The following is a 13,340-nucleotide window of genomic DNA, read 5'->3' on the forward strand; positions in this document are numbered from 1 at the left end:
GGCGCAGTGTGCAAAGTGGATTATTGTGGATATGGGGAGTGAAGCCAGATGACACGAATTCTACGGACCGCCAGAGTGGATCACAACCCGTACAGTCATGACAGACTTTACAAATGACCGCCGGTCGTCAGCCGTCAAGGAAGCGCTGGCGGTTCTCGGGCGACGGCAACAGACAGTGATCATAGCGCCCGAACAGGCGATATCGGTTGAGCGCGATACGGTTATAGGCCCAGTCCCTTAGAAAGCGTGGAAAAATACCCAGCACTTTCAGCAGCGGCCAAGGCGCAGGCAGCAGCCCCATGATGTGCAGAAAGGCATCCGAGCGTACGAACACCCGATTGTTAACGATGACTGCGATGGTATGAAAATCGTCGAGCGGCAGCCCGGCCCACTTCAGCAATGCCTGCCCTTGCTCCGACTGTACGGCGGCCAAGCGCAGACGCTGGTGCGGATCATGGCGAATCAGAAACTTCACCACACCATTGCACAGTTTGCAGACGCCATCGAACAGCACGACACATTCATCGGGTTTCAGGTACGGGGCGGGGGTAGTCGTCGGCACGGTATTCACCTGTTCAGGAAAAACAGCCCTGGCGCGCCCGGAAACATGAACGCCCCGCCAGTCGAAGGACCGGCGAGGCGTTCAGGCTAAAGCCATTGCCCGACAGAATCAAACCTTGCGGACGAACTCCGACTTCAGCTTCATTGCGCCGATGCCGTCGATCTTGCAATCGATATCGTGGTCGCCATCGACCAGACGGATGTTCTTGACCTTGGTACCGACCTTGACCACCAGCGAAGAGCCTTTGACCTTCAGGTCCTTGATCACGGTAATGGTATCGCCGTCCTGCAGCACATTTCCCGTGGAGTCCTTGATGACTTTCACGTCGTCGGCTGCAGCAGCGTCTGCAGACCATTCATGGGCGCATTCCGGGCAGATCAGCAGGCTGCCGTCTTCGTAGGTGTATTCGGAATTGCATTTCGGGCAGGACGGTAAGCTCACAATGGTTCTCGCATCGAGGGGTAAAAACCATGAATTATAAAGGGCTTTTACACTTTCAGGTTGGAAGACGCTGATCCGCTGGTGCAAACCTGTCGATATAAACCGGCTTCAGCCATTGGACAGGAGCGAATACCTGAGCTAAAAAATACATCACTCTCTCCTTCGATTCCCTTCTGATCCTTCATCCCCAACGCCTGCGCCCTGCGTTGGCGGTAGCTATTGCAGCGCGCATTTACCGCCATTCACCACTTCCTGTATCGAGCACACTTCATGGGCATTCCTCATAACCCGGCGCTCGGCTATCGACCCGAAATCGATGGCCTGCGCGCGCTCGCGGTGATACCGGTCATCCTGTATCACGCGGGTTTGCCGTTATTCAGCGGTGGATTCGTGGGGGTCGACATCTTTTTTGTGATCTCTGGCTATCTGATCACCTCGATCATTCTTGCGCAGATGCTCAGCGGCAGATTCTCGCTGATCGATTTCTACGAACGGCGCGCCCGACGCATTCTGCCGGCGCTGTTCGTGATGATGCTGGTCTGCCTGCCTGTCGCGTGGTTGACGCTCGATCCGTCTGACCTGAAATACTTCGCCAAAAGCCTGGTGGCGGTGCCGACCTTCTCTTCCAACCTACTGTTCTGGCTGGAAAGCGGCTATTTCGACGCAACCGCTGAACTCAAACCCTTGCTGCACACCTGGACGCTCGCGGTAGAGGAGCAGTACTACCTGTTTTTCCCACCGCTACTGATGCTGGCCTGGAGCATGGGTCGCAAGTGGCTGATTGTGCTGCTGATCGCAGCTGCCCTGGCAAGCCTGGCGCTGGCGGAGCTGGGGGCGCGTCATAACGCCAGTAACGCTTTTTATCTGCTGCCTGCACGCGCCTGGGAATTGCTGACGGGCTCGTTCATCGCCTTCTACTTTGTCTGGCGCCCGCGTAGCGTTGATAGCGCCAGCCATCTCGATCAGGCGGCGACGCTACTGGGGATTTTGCTGATTGGTTATGCCGTGGTTTGTTTCGACAGCAGTACACCCTTCCCTGGCCTCAACGCGCTGCTGCCTGTGCTGGGTACGGCATTGATCATTGTCTTCGCCAATGGCCAGACCTGGGTCGGCAACGCGCTGAGTTCACGGGTAACGGTCCTGATCGGCATGATCAGTTACAGCGCCTATTTGTGGCATCAGCCCGTCTTTGCCTTCGCTCGTCAGCGCAGCCTGATTGAGCCAGGCCTGCCGCAGATGCTGGCGTTGACCGTGCTCTCGCTGCTGCTGGCCTGGCTGAGCTGGCGCTTCGTCGAGCAGCCCTTTCGCAAGGCAGGTGCATTCAACCGCCGTCAGATCTTCGCCTCGGCAGGCGTTGCTTCCACGCTATTTGTCGTGCTGGGGCTGGTCGGCTATCTCAATAACGGCTTTAGCCAGCGCTTCGCTGTCGATCCGGCGATGCATCAGGCATTTGTCGACCCGCAGATACGCGAAAAATGCGACCGGAACCTTGATAGCCAAGGCTGGAATGTCGATTTTTGCCTGTTTGGTCTTGCCGACAGCAACGTCGTACCGGAGATGGCTCTGTTTGGTGACAGCCACTCAGAGGCCCCGTTATCGACGTTTGACGCCGCCGCGCGGGATCTGGGCAGAACCGTCGCGCACATAGGTCTGGGCGGTTGCCTGCCCTTGCTCGGCGTGGACATCGCCAAGGGTAACTACCCTGCCGGGGTATGCGAGGCGCTGGCCAATCGCGAGTTTGAATACGTGAAGCAGCGGCAGATCAAAAAGGTCGTGCTGGTGGCACGCTGGACGCTGTACACCGACGGCGATTACGGCGAACGGAAGATGAGCAAGTATTTCCTGACCTCCCGCAGCCACCCGGAAAAAAATCGGGAAACCTCGCGAGCAGTGTTCCGGCAGGCGCTTGAAACCACGATAAAGGCCTACCGCGATATCGGCACCGAGGTATTCATCGTCGCACAGGTGCCGCAGCAATTGATCAACCCCGAGAGTCTCTACTACCGCCTGGCCCGGGACGCCTCGGACAGTGATGCGCAGAAACTGCAGCGGATCAGTGAACTGTCGGTGCCAGTCGAAAAACATGCTCTGTTGCAACGCTTCACTCGCGAGCTGTTCCTGCACGCCAGCCAGGCGAAGCAGATCAGGTTGATCACGCTGGATGACGCCTTTTGCAAGGACAAGCAATGCCTGATTGGCGATATGAACTCGTACTACAAGGACTTCAATCACCTCAACGCCAAGGGCGCAGGGCTGCTTGCCGGTCAGATCAGTCATATTCTTGACCAGTGACAGGGTTTTATCGGGCGGCATTGTCTGTAATGCTGATACCCGCACAGACGCCTGAGGACCATCGCATGACCGCCGCCAGCTTCGCCCCGTTTCAGGATCTGGCCAGCCTGCTGATCCCGCACACTCATGCAGAGAAAATCGATGGCGCGCACGACGTCTCGCACTTGCTGCGCGTCTGGAAAAACGTCTGCGCTATCCGTGACCGGGAAGGCGGCGATGCCCGTGTACTGATCGCTGCCACGCTGTTACACGACTGTGTTTCGGTCGAGAAAGATTCACCGTTTCGCTCCAGCGCTTCGCGACTGGCGGCAGCACGGGCCAGCGAATTGCTTACCGAGATGGGGTGGGACGAAGAAAGTATCGCTTCAGTTGCCCATGCTATCGAAGCGCACAGTTTCTCGGCGGCGATAACTCCGTTGACGCTGGAAGCCCGAATTCTGCAGGACGCCGACCGCCTGGATTCTCTGGGCATGATCGGCGTGGCTCGAACCTTTTACGTATCAGGGCGGATGGGCAGACAGCTTTACGAACCGAACGACCCGCATGCCAGCCAGCGCCCGTATGACGACAGGAACTTCGCCTCCGACCATTTTCATACCAAGCTGCTGCACCTCGCCGACAGCTTTCAAACCGACACCGGGACACAGATGGCGAAGATCAGGCACGACCGGCTGAAGCGTTTTCTGGATGAACTGATGGAGGAAATCGGCGCGCCTCAGCCATGATGGGTTACCTGTTTCCGATATAAACATCAGATGTCATAAAGACATCACACAACTTCCCTATAAACGGCTCTCCGAGAAGGTCTGCGTGTTTATAGGGGTTGTGTGCCGTGAAAAGATTTATGCCTCGTTTCCTGCGTCGGCAATCCACAACGCCAACACTATTGCGCCGCTTCAGGATTACCCTGCGCCTAGTGATCTGTTTCGGCCTCACTTCCCTGCTGATGGTCGCGCTGGGGGCTTTCTGCCTGCTGCAGATGCAGGAGATCCGCAATCAGGGCGAAGCTGTCGAGAGTGGTGCGCTGCCCAGTATCGCCATGGCCGATGCCATCGCCATCGGCCTGGTCAAACTGCGCAGCGAGACCACCCGGCTGATCGCCAATGCCGACGATCCAGGTGCGGTCATCAACAGCAAGATCAATGTCGAACAGCTCAAGAACGAAGTCGAGAAAGGTTTCTCGGAATACCTTGCGCGTGTTCAATCGGGCACTGAGCATGACTCTATCGTCGCGTTGCAGGATGCCTATAAGGCGTTCATGCCCGGCTTGCAGAATCAGATCACGCTGATCGAGCAGAACAAGCTGGATGAGGCCCGAATGCTGGCCAATACCATGCTCGCGCTGCAAGGCGACCTGATGGACATGCAGGTGCAGTTGCTGCGCGAGCTGAACAAACAGAGCGCTGCCGCCGCCGTAGAGTCAGCAGGCACCCGTTACGAGCAGGCGAGAATCATTGCGCTGAGCGCCATCGCCGTCGTATTGGCTCTGACCCTGCTGCTGGCCTGGCGTCTGAGCGTCAGCATCATTCACCCGGTCCGCCAGGCTTTGCACATTGCCAGCACCATCGCCGATGGTGATCTGACAGAGCACCGGATACCGGATGGCAAGGACGAGACCGCGCAGTTGCTGATCACCCTGGGGCGCATGCGCACCAACCTGCACGGCACGATTGATCAGATCTACGCAGCGGCGACGCAGCTGTCGCAGTCGGTTCAGGAGATGGGCACCATTGCCGAAGCCAGTGCGCTCAATCTGCAATTGCAGAACAACGAAATCGAGCAGGCCGCAGTCGCCGTCAACCAGATGAGTCAGGCGGCCATCGAAGTGGCAGGCAACGCCAGCAGCACCGTGACCGAATCAAAGGCGTCGACCCAGGCGGCAGCGCAAGGGCAGGAAAAACTGTCGGCGACGATTCTTTCGATCAAGCAACTGACTGAAAACGTGCTGGACTCCTCGCATCAGGCTGAAGGACTGGCCGAGCGCACACAGAGCATCAGCAGCATCCTCGATGTGATTCGCGCGATCGCCAACCAGACCAACCTGCTGGCCCTGAACGCCGCCATTGAGGCAGCGCGGGCAGGCGAAGCCGGGCGCGGATTTGCCGTGGTGGCTGATGAGGTTCGTTCCCTGGCGCAACGCACCAGCGCCTCGACAGCAGAAATCGAAGGGCTGATCAACGGCGTGCAGCAAAGCACTCAGCAAACGGCCAGCTCGTTGCGCCACACGGCAACGCAAGCCAGCCTGACGCTTGAGCAAGCTGCATCAACTGGCGAAGCATTGACCGTGATCATCCATTCAACGGGCACCATCAACGACCGCAACCTGCTGATTGCCAGTGCAGCAGAACAGCAAGCTCAGGTCGCGACTGAAGTAGACCGCAACCTGAGCAGTATCCGCGACCTGTCGAGCCAGACAGCGTCAGGCGCGCAGCAGACCACCGTGGCGAGCAATTCGCTGTCGATGCTGGCGGCTGATCTGAACCTGATGGTGCAGCGCTTCGTGCTGTGATGACCTGCCTGTCGCCAACCAGCCGTCGCAAAAACAGACTGGCTGGCGATGCTGCAGCCTGAGGGCGGCTGTCAGTCCTGCGGACGCAGACGGTACTGCGGCGGCAACTGCTCGAAACCGCTGATGGTCACGTCGAGGCTTTTCCAGCGACCGTCCTTGATGCCGTAGATGCAGCCATGCACAGACAGGCTCTGCCCACGGTGCCAGGCGTTCTGCACAATGCTGGTGTGACCGACGTTGGCCACTTGCTGAATCACGTTCAGCTCGCACAGACGGTCGACACGTTCTTCCTCGGTCGGCAGCTTGGCCAGCACTTCACGGTTTTCGTAATACAAATCACGAATCGTGCGCAGCCAGCCGTCGATCAGGCCGAACTGGCGGTCCTGCATGGACGCGCGTACACCGCCGCAACCATAGTGGCCCGTCACCAGAATGTGTTTGACCTTCAACACGTCCACTGCGTACTGGATCACTGACAGGCAGTTGAGGTCGGTGTGCAACACAACGTTGGCCACGTTGCGATGGACGAACAGATCGCCGGGCAGCATGCCGACGATCTCGTTGGCCGGGACACGTGCATCCGAACAACCGATCCACAGGAACTCAGGTGTTTGCTGGCGGGCCAGCTTGGCGAAAAACTCTGGGTCTTCCTGCTTTATCGCATCGGCCCAGCGTGCATTGTTATCAATCAGGTCTTGTAGCTCGTTCATGCTTTGACGCCTCGATAATGATGCCCAGCCTTGGACTGGAGTCGAATCCTTCAAGTCACGCCTATTTGCCACTACTGACAAAATTCACCGAAGCTCGTCGGTCAACAAAAAGGAATCTTCAAAGTCGTGGCCGGTCCATTTTTTACGACCACCTGAAATGAGGATTTCCCATGAACGATTCACGCCGTCCGTTCGGTGCTACCGAACCGGACCCCATCGACGATAACGAAGACCGTATGGGCTCCATGGAAACACTCGACTTCGACGAAGAAGATCCTGCCCGTATCGGTGATCTTATCCCTGAAGACGAACTGCAACATGAAATTCCGGATCAGCGTGTGCGTGAGGCAGGCCTGACCGGTGCCTCGACTGACGATCACCATTCGACCGATGACGATCTGTCTCCGGAAACCCTGATCCGCGAAGACGGTGCCCGTTCACCGAACGAGCAGGGCGAAGACGATCCTGCCGACCTGGACCTGACGGTAGTCGATGAAGATGACATCGGTGGTGGCAACGGGCTCGACGAAGAGGAGATGGCCATTCTTGACCCGCTGGATGGCAACACCCAGCGCTGACAGCCAGCACTATTCGAAAAGCGTACAGGCCATGACCACAGCGTCTTCGCGGCCGCCGACTGCCGGGTAGTAATCGCGACGCCGGCCTATCTCGTTGAAACCGTAGTTTTCATACAGACGATAGGCTGGACGATTACTGTCACGCAGCTCCAGAAAGCATTCCCGAGCGTTTAGCTGATAAGCACGTTTCATCAGATGATCCAGCAGCAGCAAGCCAAGACCACGGCCCTGATTTTCAGGTTTGACGGTGATGTTGAGCAGATGTGCTTCATCGATGATGACCTGAATCACACCATGTCCAACCTGCTGCGCTCCTTCGAACATCAGCCAGATCTCGTAGGACTTGAGGCCATCGAGAAAGATGCCGCGTGTCCAGGGATGGCTGAATGCTGCGTATTCGATTTTCAGCACCGCATCCATATCGGCTTCGGTCATGGGGCGGAAGGTTACGGCATCACTCATCGATCGATTTCCAGCGCGTCATCAGCCGACGCATGGCTTTCCAGACATCGGCCTTGCGCTCAGGCTCGTCCATCATTAATTCAAGACCCGGCAACGCCCAGGCAGTGCCCAGACCTTCGATCTGCAATTCGCGGTTATAGGATTCGGCGTCGGCTTCACCGGCGAACTTCATCGAAGGCAAACCGATCAGCCACAGGCACGCACAGGGTTCGTCCTCAAGCCGGGCACCGACAAAGCCTTGCACGAAGTCGCGCGCCGCTTCCGGGCCCTGATCCATCTGGCCGCGCACCAGCAACGGCCAGCGCACCGGTTCGCCGATAATCTGCGGGCTGTCGGGCAGACCGGCAGCGCGCAGCATGTCCTTGAGCAGCAGGTAGGACGGATCGCGGCTCTGAAACGGCTGGCCGGTGGTCAGTTCTACCAGCAGCAGGCAACGGCCGGCACGCAGCAATTGCAGGGCAAAACGCGGTGGCGGCACAACCGGAGCCTTTGGCTGCGCAGGCGCGACCTCTTCGACCGCGGCAACTGTGCGCGTGCTGGCCAGTGACGGACGCGGCACCTCGACCTTCGGGCGCTCGGGCTGCCGGGCGATCGGCACCACGTTCGCAGCTTCGACCGGCGCAGCGTGCGCAGATGGCGCGGCAGCAGGCGCAATGTTCTGCACCTCGACCGGCGGCGGTAACGGCGCAAGCAGCTCCGGACGCGAGGGCGCGGCGAATGGCAGTTCTGTGCGCGGCAGCCAGTTGACCACCTGCATGGCGGTCAAATAAGCGCGGCGACGGGACTCGTTGAGCAAGGGTCAGCCACCTGTGGATAAGTTAAGCGCGCAATTCTAGCGTTGTTCGCCTTTTTGCGCTGCAGCATATCGCCCGCAGGTGAAATATCAGGCGACTGATGCAGTACAATTGCCGCTTTTCACTTGCCAACAGTCGGCCTAACGATGATCGAACCCAAGCGCGTCCTGCGCGCCCTTGCCGAGCACTGGGCGCTACTCGAGCCCTTATGCGAACACTTCGACCAGGGTACGTTGAGCCTGAGCGAGCTGCGCCTGCAATTGGGCGCTCAGCAGCAGGACAGCACCCCGCAAGACATCACCAACCTGCTGGACGTGTGGATTCGTCTGGACATTCTGGTGCCCGTCGCGAAAAGTCCGAACCGCTTTGAGCTCAACGCACAGATCCATGACTTCCTGTCCTACCTGCGCCGCGAGCACCGGCTGGGCCTGTGCCTGGAAATCGAGGCTTATCTGCGCCATCTGGAGCGCCTGGCCGGTTACATTCAGGACGCGTTCGATATTCGCGATGCCAATGATCTGGCCAGGCAGCTGCGGCTGCTGGACATGCGCGTGCGCGACGTTCTCAAGAAGCTCGCCAACGACGAACAGGCACTGGTCGCGGTCGCCGACCGGGCCAAGACCAGCGACCGGCAGATCCCCTTGCGCCAGCGGTATGCAGAAGTTCTGGCCACCTGGGATGAATACGTCGAGCCGATGATTCAACTGGTCAATGCCGACGGCGCTTTCGAACAGGGTGTGCGCAAGGTCGAGAATGTGCTGCTGCGCCTGCTGACCGAGCAACAACGCCTCGGTCATCTGGTCGATGACGACATGCTGCTGCGCACCCATGCGCGCATTCTGGAGATGCAGACCAGCGCCCAGCTGACCTTGCGTCATGCACGCGAGCTGCTGTTGCCGCTGCGCGAGGAAGCACGTCGCCACAACGCGGTGACTCGTGGCGCGGCGCTGGCCCTGTCGGCGATTCGGCGCAAGGGTCTGGACGCAGTGCCACAGGCTGCCATGCCATTGTTTACCCGCCCGCAAAGTACCTTTCTGGGCAGCGCGAGTCAGGTCGAGGCTTACGTCTATGCCTTGGCGCGCTTTGAACCCAAGCCTGCGAAATTCCCCAAGGCCAGTGGTACACGCAAGGGCGAACCGCCCCGCGCGCCACGTACGGTCAAGGAAATGCTCGAACGCTGCGAAAGCGCCCTGCCGATGCCTGACCTGATGGTCTGGTTGCTGGAGCAGGAACCGACTGGCGAAACCGACGAGCTGTTGTACTGGTTCTCGCGGTTGTCGCGGGACAAGCGCTTCGCCCGTGAACGCCTCGAGCGTCGCGAATATTTCACCCGGGAGCACCGCGTCAGCCTGCGCTCCTTTGCCCTGCTCGCCGCAAAAGACGAGCAGCCAGAGCATTCCGAGAGCCCTGTTCATGCATCTTGATCTATCCGAAATGTCCCAGCTCGCGCCGATCTTTCGCGAGCTGTTCAAGGGCTATCACATCAGCCGCCGCGACCCGGAGCTGTATGCCCAACTCTCCAACTGCCAGGACCAGTACCGCGCGCTGTTCAAGGCACTGGGCTACGAACTGATCTGCGACACCCGTGGCTTCTACTATTTCGTGCCTGAACTGGCTGCCGCGCAGGTCAACAAGACCGCTCAGCGTCTGGCGCTGTTCACCTTCATCCTCGTCGAGCATCTGGCCGATCAGGGCCGCGACCCGATGGCCGTGCTGGATGGCGGCAGTCTGGGCCGTGACGAACTGCCTTCGATGCTGGAAAAGTACCGGGACCTGTTTCTTCAGGCGGAAGTGCAGACCCAGGAAGAGCTTGAAGAGAAGATCATGCGCCGCATGACGCAACTGGGTTTTGCCAGTGAAGAGGTCGGTATCTACCGCTTCCTGCCGCCGATGCACCGTTTTCTCGATGTATGCCTGTCGGTGCAACAGGACCGCGATCTGGCGGCCAGCCTGCATAGCGCCCTGCCACTGCCAACGCCTGTGCTCATCGATGACGACAGCGACGAGAAGCTGCTGGAAACCGATGACCCGCTGGACCTGGCTGAATTCGGTGAAGAAACCGAGGAAGAGGCACTTGCCCGGGCAATCGCCGATGAGCAACGACAGGAGATGGACACATGAGCCAGGAACGTTATGGCATCCGCCGCTTTGCCCTGTTGAACACCGCCGGTTACAGCCTCGGCCTGTTCCCGCTGGAAAACCCGCTGTCGGTGTACGGCGCGAATAACCTCGGCAAGAGCGCCTCGATCAACGCTCTGCAATTCCCGATTCTGGCACGCATGTCGGACATGAGCTTCGGCAAGTACAGCCTTGAGCAGTCCCGGCGCTTCTACTTTGCCACCGACACCAGTTACATTCTGGTGGAAGTCTCCCTGCCCCACGGCCCGCATGTGATTGGCGTGGTAGGCCGCGGCCCGGGTGGCGGTTTCGGCCACCAGTTCTTTGCCTATGCCGGCGAGCTGGACCTGGGTCATTACCAGAAGAACGACACCTGCCTGCGTCAGAAAGAGCTGTTCAGCAACCTGGAAAGCCAGGGCCTGAAAGCCTACGAACTCAAGCCGGACGAGTTGCGCCGCCTGCTGGTCGGCGGTCATACCTCGATCCCGCTGGACCTGACCCTGATCCCGCTACGCTCCACCAGCGAGCAGAGCCTGAAGACTTTCCGCGCGCTGTTCATCAACCTGCTGCACATGCGTGAAATCACGGCAGCCAAACTCAAGCAGCTGTTTCTCGATGCGTTCGAGCACAGCCTGCGTTCGGGCAGCGTCGACTACATCGCCGCCTGTGAAGAAGCTTTCCGCGACGTGCGGCGCATGGAACAGGATTACAACTCGCTGGTACTGGCTGGCCCGCTGGTCGAGGCACTGGCTTCCGGGGTCAAACAGCGTGATCTGTTGCGCGGCAAACTGCATCGTCTGTCGCCGATCCTTGATTCACTGCTTGGCACTTGGTCGGACTACTCTGGCGCGCGCAAGGAAGAACTGGTCGCTCAGGCCGAGCATTACCGTGCTCAGCAGGATGAGATGCAGAACGATCAGCGCAGCAGCACTCAGGAACTGATGCGTCTGGAGCGCGAGATCAGCAGTATCCAGCGCTGGGTCGGCGAGCTGTCGGTGCTGAAGAATCGTTTCGCGCTGGTCGATGACGTCAAGGTGCTGGAGCAGCAACTGCTCGCAGCCAAGGATGCTCACGATGAGCTGGCCGGTGCGCTGGCCCAGTCCCGGCAGTTCAGCGCCGAAGACCTGGACGAGCGTTTGCGCGACCTGGAGAAACGCCTCAAGTCGGTCAAGCAACAGCTCGACCACGCGGACAACAACAGTTACGCCCGTCTGCGTGAAGAGTTCTCCCAGCCGGACGTAGAACGTCTGATGCGTCTGTTCAACAGCGCACTGTTCAGCTTGCCGTTGGGTGAGCAAGGTATTGCGCTGGATGATGGCGATGCGTGGGTCAAGTCGCTGGAGACCATTCTGGATGGCTTCAAGGGCGATCAGTTTGCAGTACAGGGGCTGACAATCAACCTGTCGAGTATCGAGCCTCCTGCCCTGCAGGCGCTGGCCGATCGTGCTGCGCTGCGCGATCAGAAAGGGCGTCTGGAAAAAGAACTCAAACAACTGAAAACCCAGCAGGCTGTGGCCGCCGACCGCGCGGCGAGCAAGACCCGCACCGAGGCGCTGTATCAACAGGTGCTGGATGCTCAAAAAGCACTTGAAGACTTCCGCCGCTGCCAGACCTTGAGCGCGGAGGAGCCAGGCAAGCTGGAAGAGCTGGCGCAGATGGAAGCCGCTCAGGATGAACTGAAACGCTCCAGCGATGCATTCACCGAACGCGTCCAGCAGCTCTCGGCCAAGCTGCAACTGATCGCCCGTCAGATTGGTGACATGGAATCCAAGCAACGCACGCTGGACGACGCGCTACGTCGCCGCCAGTTGTTGCCTGCGGATCTGCCGTTCGGCACGCCGTTCATGGACCCGACTGATGATTCCATGGATAACCTGTTGCCACTGCTCAACGATTATCAGGACAGCTGGCAAGGTCTGTTGCGCAGCGATGGGCAGATCGAAGCGCTGTATGCCCAGGTTCGCCTCAAGGGCGTGGCCAAATTCGACAGCGAGGACGACATGGAGCGTCGCCTGCAACTGCTGATCAATGCCTACGCACACCGTACCGATGAGGCACTTACGCTGGGCAAGGCTCGTCGCGCTGCGGTTACTGACATCGCCCGCACCCTGCGCAATATTCGTAGCGACTACGATAGCCTTGAGCATCAACTGGCGCTGTTCAACCGCGAGATCAACAAGCGTCAAGTCTCTAACCTGGCAAGCTTCCGTATCGTGCTCGCGCCGAACAAGGAAGCACTCAAGCACATCGACCAGATTATCCACAGCGCCGGGCAATATGAAGAAGGCGAGACGCTGTCTGTCTTCGACCTGAGCCAGAGCGCCGAGCAGGACAACAAGAACGAAGAGGCCAAGGAGTATCTGGCGCGACTTGTGGCTGCCAACCATAACCAGTTGGGCTTGAAGGACTTGTTCGAGCTTGCATTCGAGATCACCAAGGTCAATGGTCAGCCGGTTATCCACACCGATATCGACGGCGCGGCGTCCAACGGCACGACGATGACCATCAAGGCATTGACCAACATGTACCTGTTGCTGCACTTGATGGATCGGGATCAGGCTGGTCGGGTGCGCTTGCCTTATTACCTGGACGAAGCAGCAGACATCGATGAGAAGAACCAGGCTGCGCTGCTGGAAACGAGCCTGCAACTGGGCTTCGTTCCGATTCTGGCAAGTGTGAAGCCACAGGTCTCGGCTCACGTTGCCATCGACCTGGAAGGCGGCAGCGGGCCTAACGGGATATACATCGATGAGGCTGACTGGAAATACATTCAGCGTCGTGATGATGTGAAACCAGCGGTTCCAGAGCTGGCTTCGTAAGGGTCGTTAGCTGTAGTCAGAAGGCCGCATGAGAATGCGGCCTTTTTTATTGTCT

Annotated in this window: 12 protein-coding genes and 1 pseudogene; 8 read left to right on the forward strand and 5 right to left on the reverse strand. The window is 58.9% G+C overall.

Going from position 1 to position 13,340, the window contains the following annotated elements:
- Nucleotides 1-127: 127 nt before the first annotated feature.
- Complete coding sequence (locus AC4ANE_RS23495; RefSeq protein WP_002552091.1) at nt 128-562, reverse strand: thiol-disulfide oxidoreductase DCC family protein; 435 nt, start codon at nt 560-562, stop codon at nt 128-130.
- A gap of 108 nt (nt 563-670) precedes the next feature.
- On the reverse strand, nt 671-1,003 hold the full coding sequence (locus AC4ANE_RS23500; RefSeq protein WP_002552090.1) for a zinc ribbon domain-containing protein YjdM: 333 nt from the start codon (nt 1,001-1,003) through the stop codon (nt 671-673).
- Nucleotides 1,004-1,273: 270 nt separating this feature from the next.
- Here AC4ANE_RS23500 and AC4ANE_RS23505 point away from each other — a divergent pair, with 270 nt between their 5' ends.
- The 4 genes and pseudogenes from AC4ANE_RS23505 (at nt 1,274) to AC4ANE_RS23520 (ending at nt 5,804) form a co-directional block, all read left to right on the forward strand.
- Nucleotides 1,274-3,295 (forward strand): acyltransferase family protein, encoded by a 2,022-nt coding sequence (locus AC4ANE_RS23505; protein WP_031596646.1) that lies wholly within the window; start codon nt 1,274-1,276, stop codon nt 3,293-3,295.
- A gap of 65 nt (nt 3,296-3,360) precedes the next feature.
- Nucleotides 3,361-4,020: an HD domain-containing protein gene (locus AC4ANE_RS23510; protein ID WP_002552088.1), complete on the forward strand. Its 660-nt coding sequence runs from the start codon at nt 3,361-3,363 to the stop codon at nt 4,018-4,020.
- Between the two features lie 119 nt (nt 4,021-4,139).
- Nucleotides 4,140-4,946 (forward strand): annotated as a pseudogene (locus AC4ANE_RS23515) (MCP four helix bundle domain-containing protein); the annotation flags it as partial.
- A gap of 69 nt (nt 4,947-5,015) precedes the next feature.
- Nucleotides 5,016-5,804, forward strand: a complete 789-nt coding sequence (locus AC4ANE_RS23520; protein ID WP_369812072.1) for a methyl-accepting chemotaxis protein — start codon at nt 5,016-5,018, stop codon at nt 5,802-5,804.
- A 71-nt stretch (nt 5,805-5,875) separates the two neighbouring features.
- Here AC4ANE_RS23520 and can read toward each other — a convergent pair whose 3' ends face one another.
- Entirely contained in the window at nt 5,876-6,514 is a 639-nt protein-coding gene (gene can, locus AC4ANE_RS23525) for a carbonate dehydratase (RefSeq protein ID WP_002552086.1), read from the reverse strand.
- Nucleotides 6,515-6,684: 170 nt separating this feature from the next.
- On the opposite strand from can, the gene AC4ANE_RS23530 reads away from it, so the two are divergent.
- Nucleotides 6,685-7,092, forward strand: coding sequence for a hypothetical protein (locus tag AC4ANE_RS23530; RefSeq protein ID WP_002552085.1), 408 nt, complete (start codon nt 6,685-6,687; stop codon nt 7,090-7,092).
- Nucleotides 7,093-7,101: 9 nt separating this feature from the next.
- Here the strand turns inward: AC4ANE_RS23530 and rimI are convergent, their stop codons facing one another.
- Nucleotides 7,102-7,554 carry a ribosomal protein S18-alanine N-acetyltransferase gene (rimI, locus tag AC4ANE_RS23535; protein WP_002552084.1) on the reverse strand — a complete coding sequence of 151 codons (453 nt, stop codon included), beginning with the start codon at nt 7,552-7,554 and terminating at the stop codon, nt 7,102-7,104.
- Entirely contained in the window at nt 7,547-8,350 is an 804-nt protein-coding gene (locus AC4ANE_RS23540) for a hypothetical protein (protein ID WP_002552083.1), read from the reverse strand. The genes rimI and AC4ANE_RS23540 overlap by 8 nt, the downstream gene beginning before the upstream one ends.
- Nucleotides 8,351-8,494: 144 nt before the next feature.
- Here AC4ANE_RS23540 and mksB point away from each other — a divergent pair, with 144 nt between their 5' ends.
- Genes mksB through mksF form a run of 3 tightly spaced genes read left to right on the forward strand, consistent with a single transcriptional unit; the run spans nt 8,495 to nt 13,285 of the window.
- Nucleotides 8,495-9,772: an Mks condensin complex protein MksB gene (gene mksB, locus AC4ANE_RS23545; RefSeq protein ID WP_002552082.1), complete on the forward strand. Its 1,278-nt coding sequence runs from the start codon at nt 8,495-8,497 to the stop codon at nt 9,770-9,772.
- Nucleotides 9,762-10,469, forward strand: coding sequence for an Mks condensin complex protein MksE (mksE, locus tag AC4ANE_RS23550; protein ID WP_002552081.1), 708 nt, complete (start codon nt 9,762-9,764; stop codon nt 10,467-10,469). Before mksB ends, mksE begins: the two co-directional genes overlap by 11 nt.
- Nucleotides 10,466-13,285 carry an Mks condensin complex protein MksF gene (gene mksF / locus AC4ANE_RS23555; RefSeq protein WP_002552080.1) on the forward strand — a complete coding sequence of 940 codons (2,820 nt, stop codon included), beginning with the start codon at nt 10,466-10,468 and terminating at the stop codon, nt 13,283-13,285. Before mksE ends, mksF begins: the two co-directional genes overlap by 4 nt.
- Nucleotides 13,286-13,340 lie beyond the last annotated feature (55 nt).

The organism is Pseudomonas sp. Pme6b, from assembly GCF_058129925.1.

What these genes read in the sequence shown, in the direction of transcription:
- AC4ANE_RS23505 (WP_031596646.1), top strand. Translation starts at nt 1,274, where the DNA reads ATGGGCATTCCTCATAACCCGGCGCTCGGCTATCGACCCGAAATCGAT.
- AC4ANE_RS23510 (WP_002552088.1), top strand. Translation starts at nt 3,361, where the DNA reads ATGACCGCCGCCAGCTTCGCCCCGTTTCAGGATCTGGCCAGCCTGCTG.
- AC4ANE_RS23520 (WP_369812072.1), top strand. Translation starts at nt 5,016, where the DNA reads ATGGGCACCATTGCCGAAGCCAGTGCGCTCAATCTGCAATTGCAGAAC.
- can (WP_002552086.1), bottom strand. Translation starts at nt 6,514, where the DNA reads ATGAACGAGCTACAAGACCTGATTGATAACAATGCACGCTGGGCCGAT.
- AC4ANE_RS23530 (WP_002552085.1), top strand. Translation starts at nt 6,685, where the DNA reads ATGAACGATTCACGCCGTCCGTTCGGTGCTACCGAACCGGACCCCATC.
- rimI (WP_002552084.1), bottom strand. Translation starts at nt 7,554, where the DNA reads ATGAGTGATGCCGTAACCTTCCGCCCCATGACCGAAGCCGATATGGAT.
- mksB (WP_002552082.1), top strand. Translation starts at nt 8,495, where the DNA reads ATGATCGAACCCAAGCGCGTCCTGCGCGCCCTTGCCGAGCACTGGGCG.
- mksE (WP_002552081.1), top strand. Translation starts at nt 9,762, where the DNA reads ATGCATCTTGATCTATCCGAAATGTCCCAGCTCGCGCCGATCTTTCGC.
- mksF (WP_002552080.1), top strand. Translation starts at nt 10,466, where the DNA reads ATGAGCCAGGAACGTTATGGCATCCGCCGCTTTGCCCTGTTGAACACC.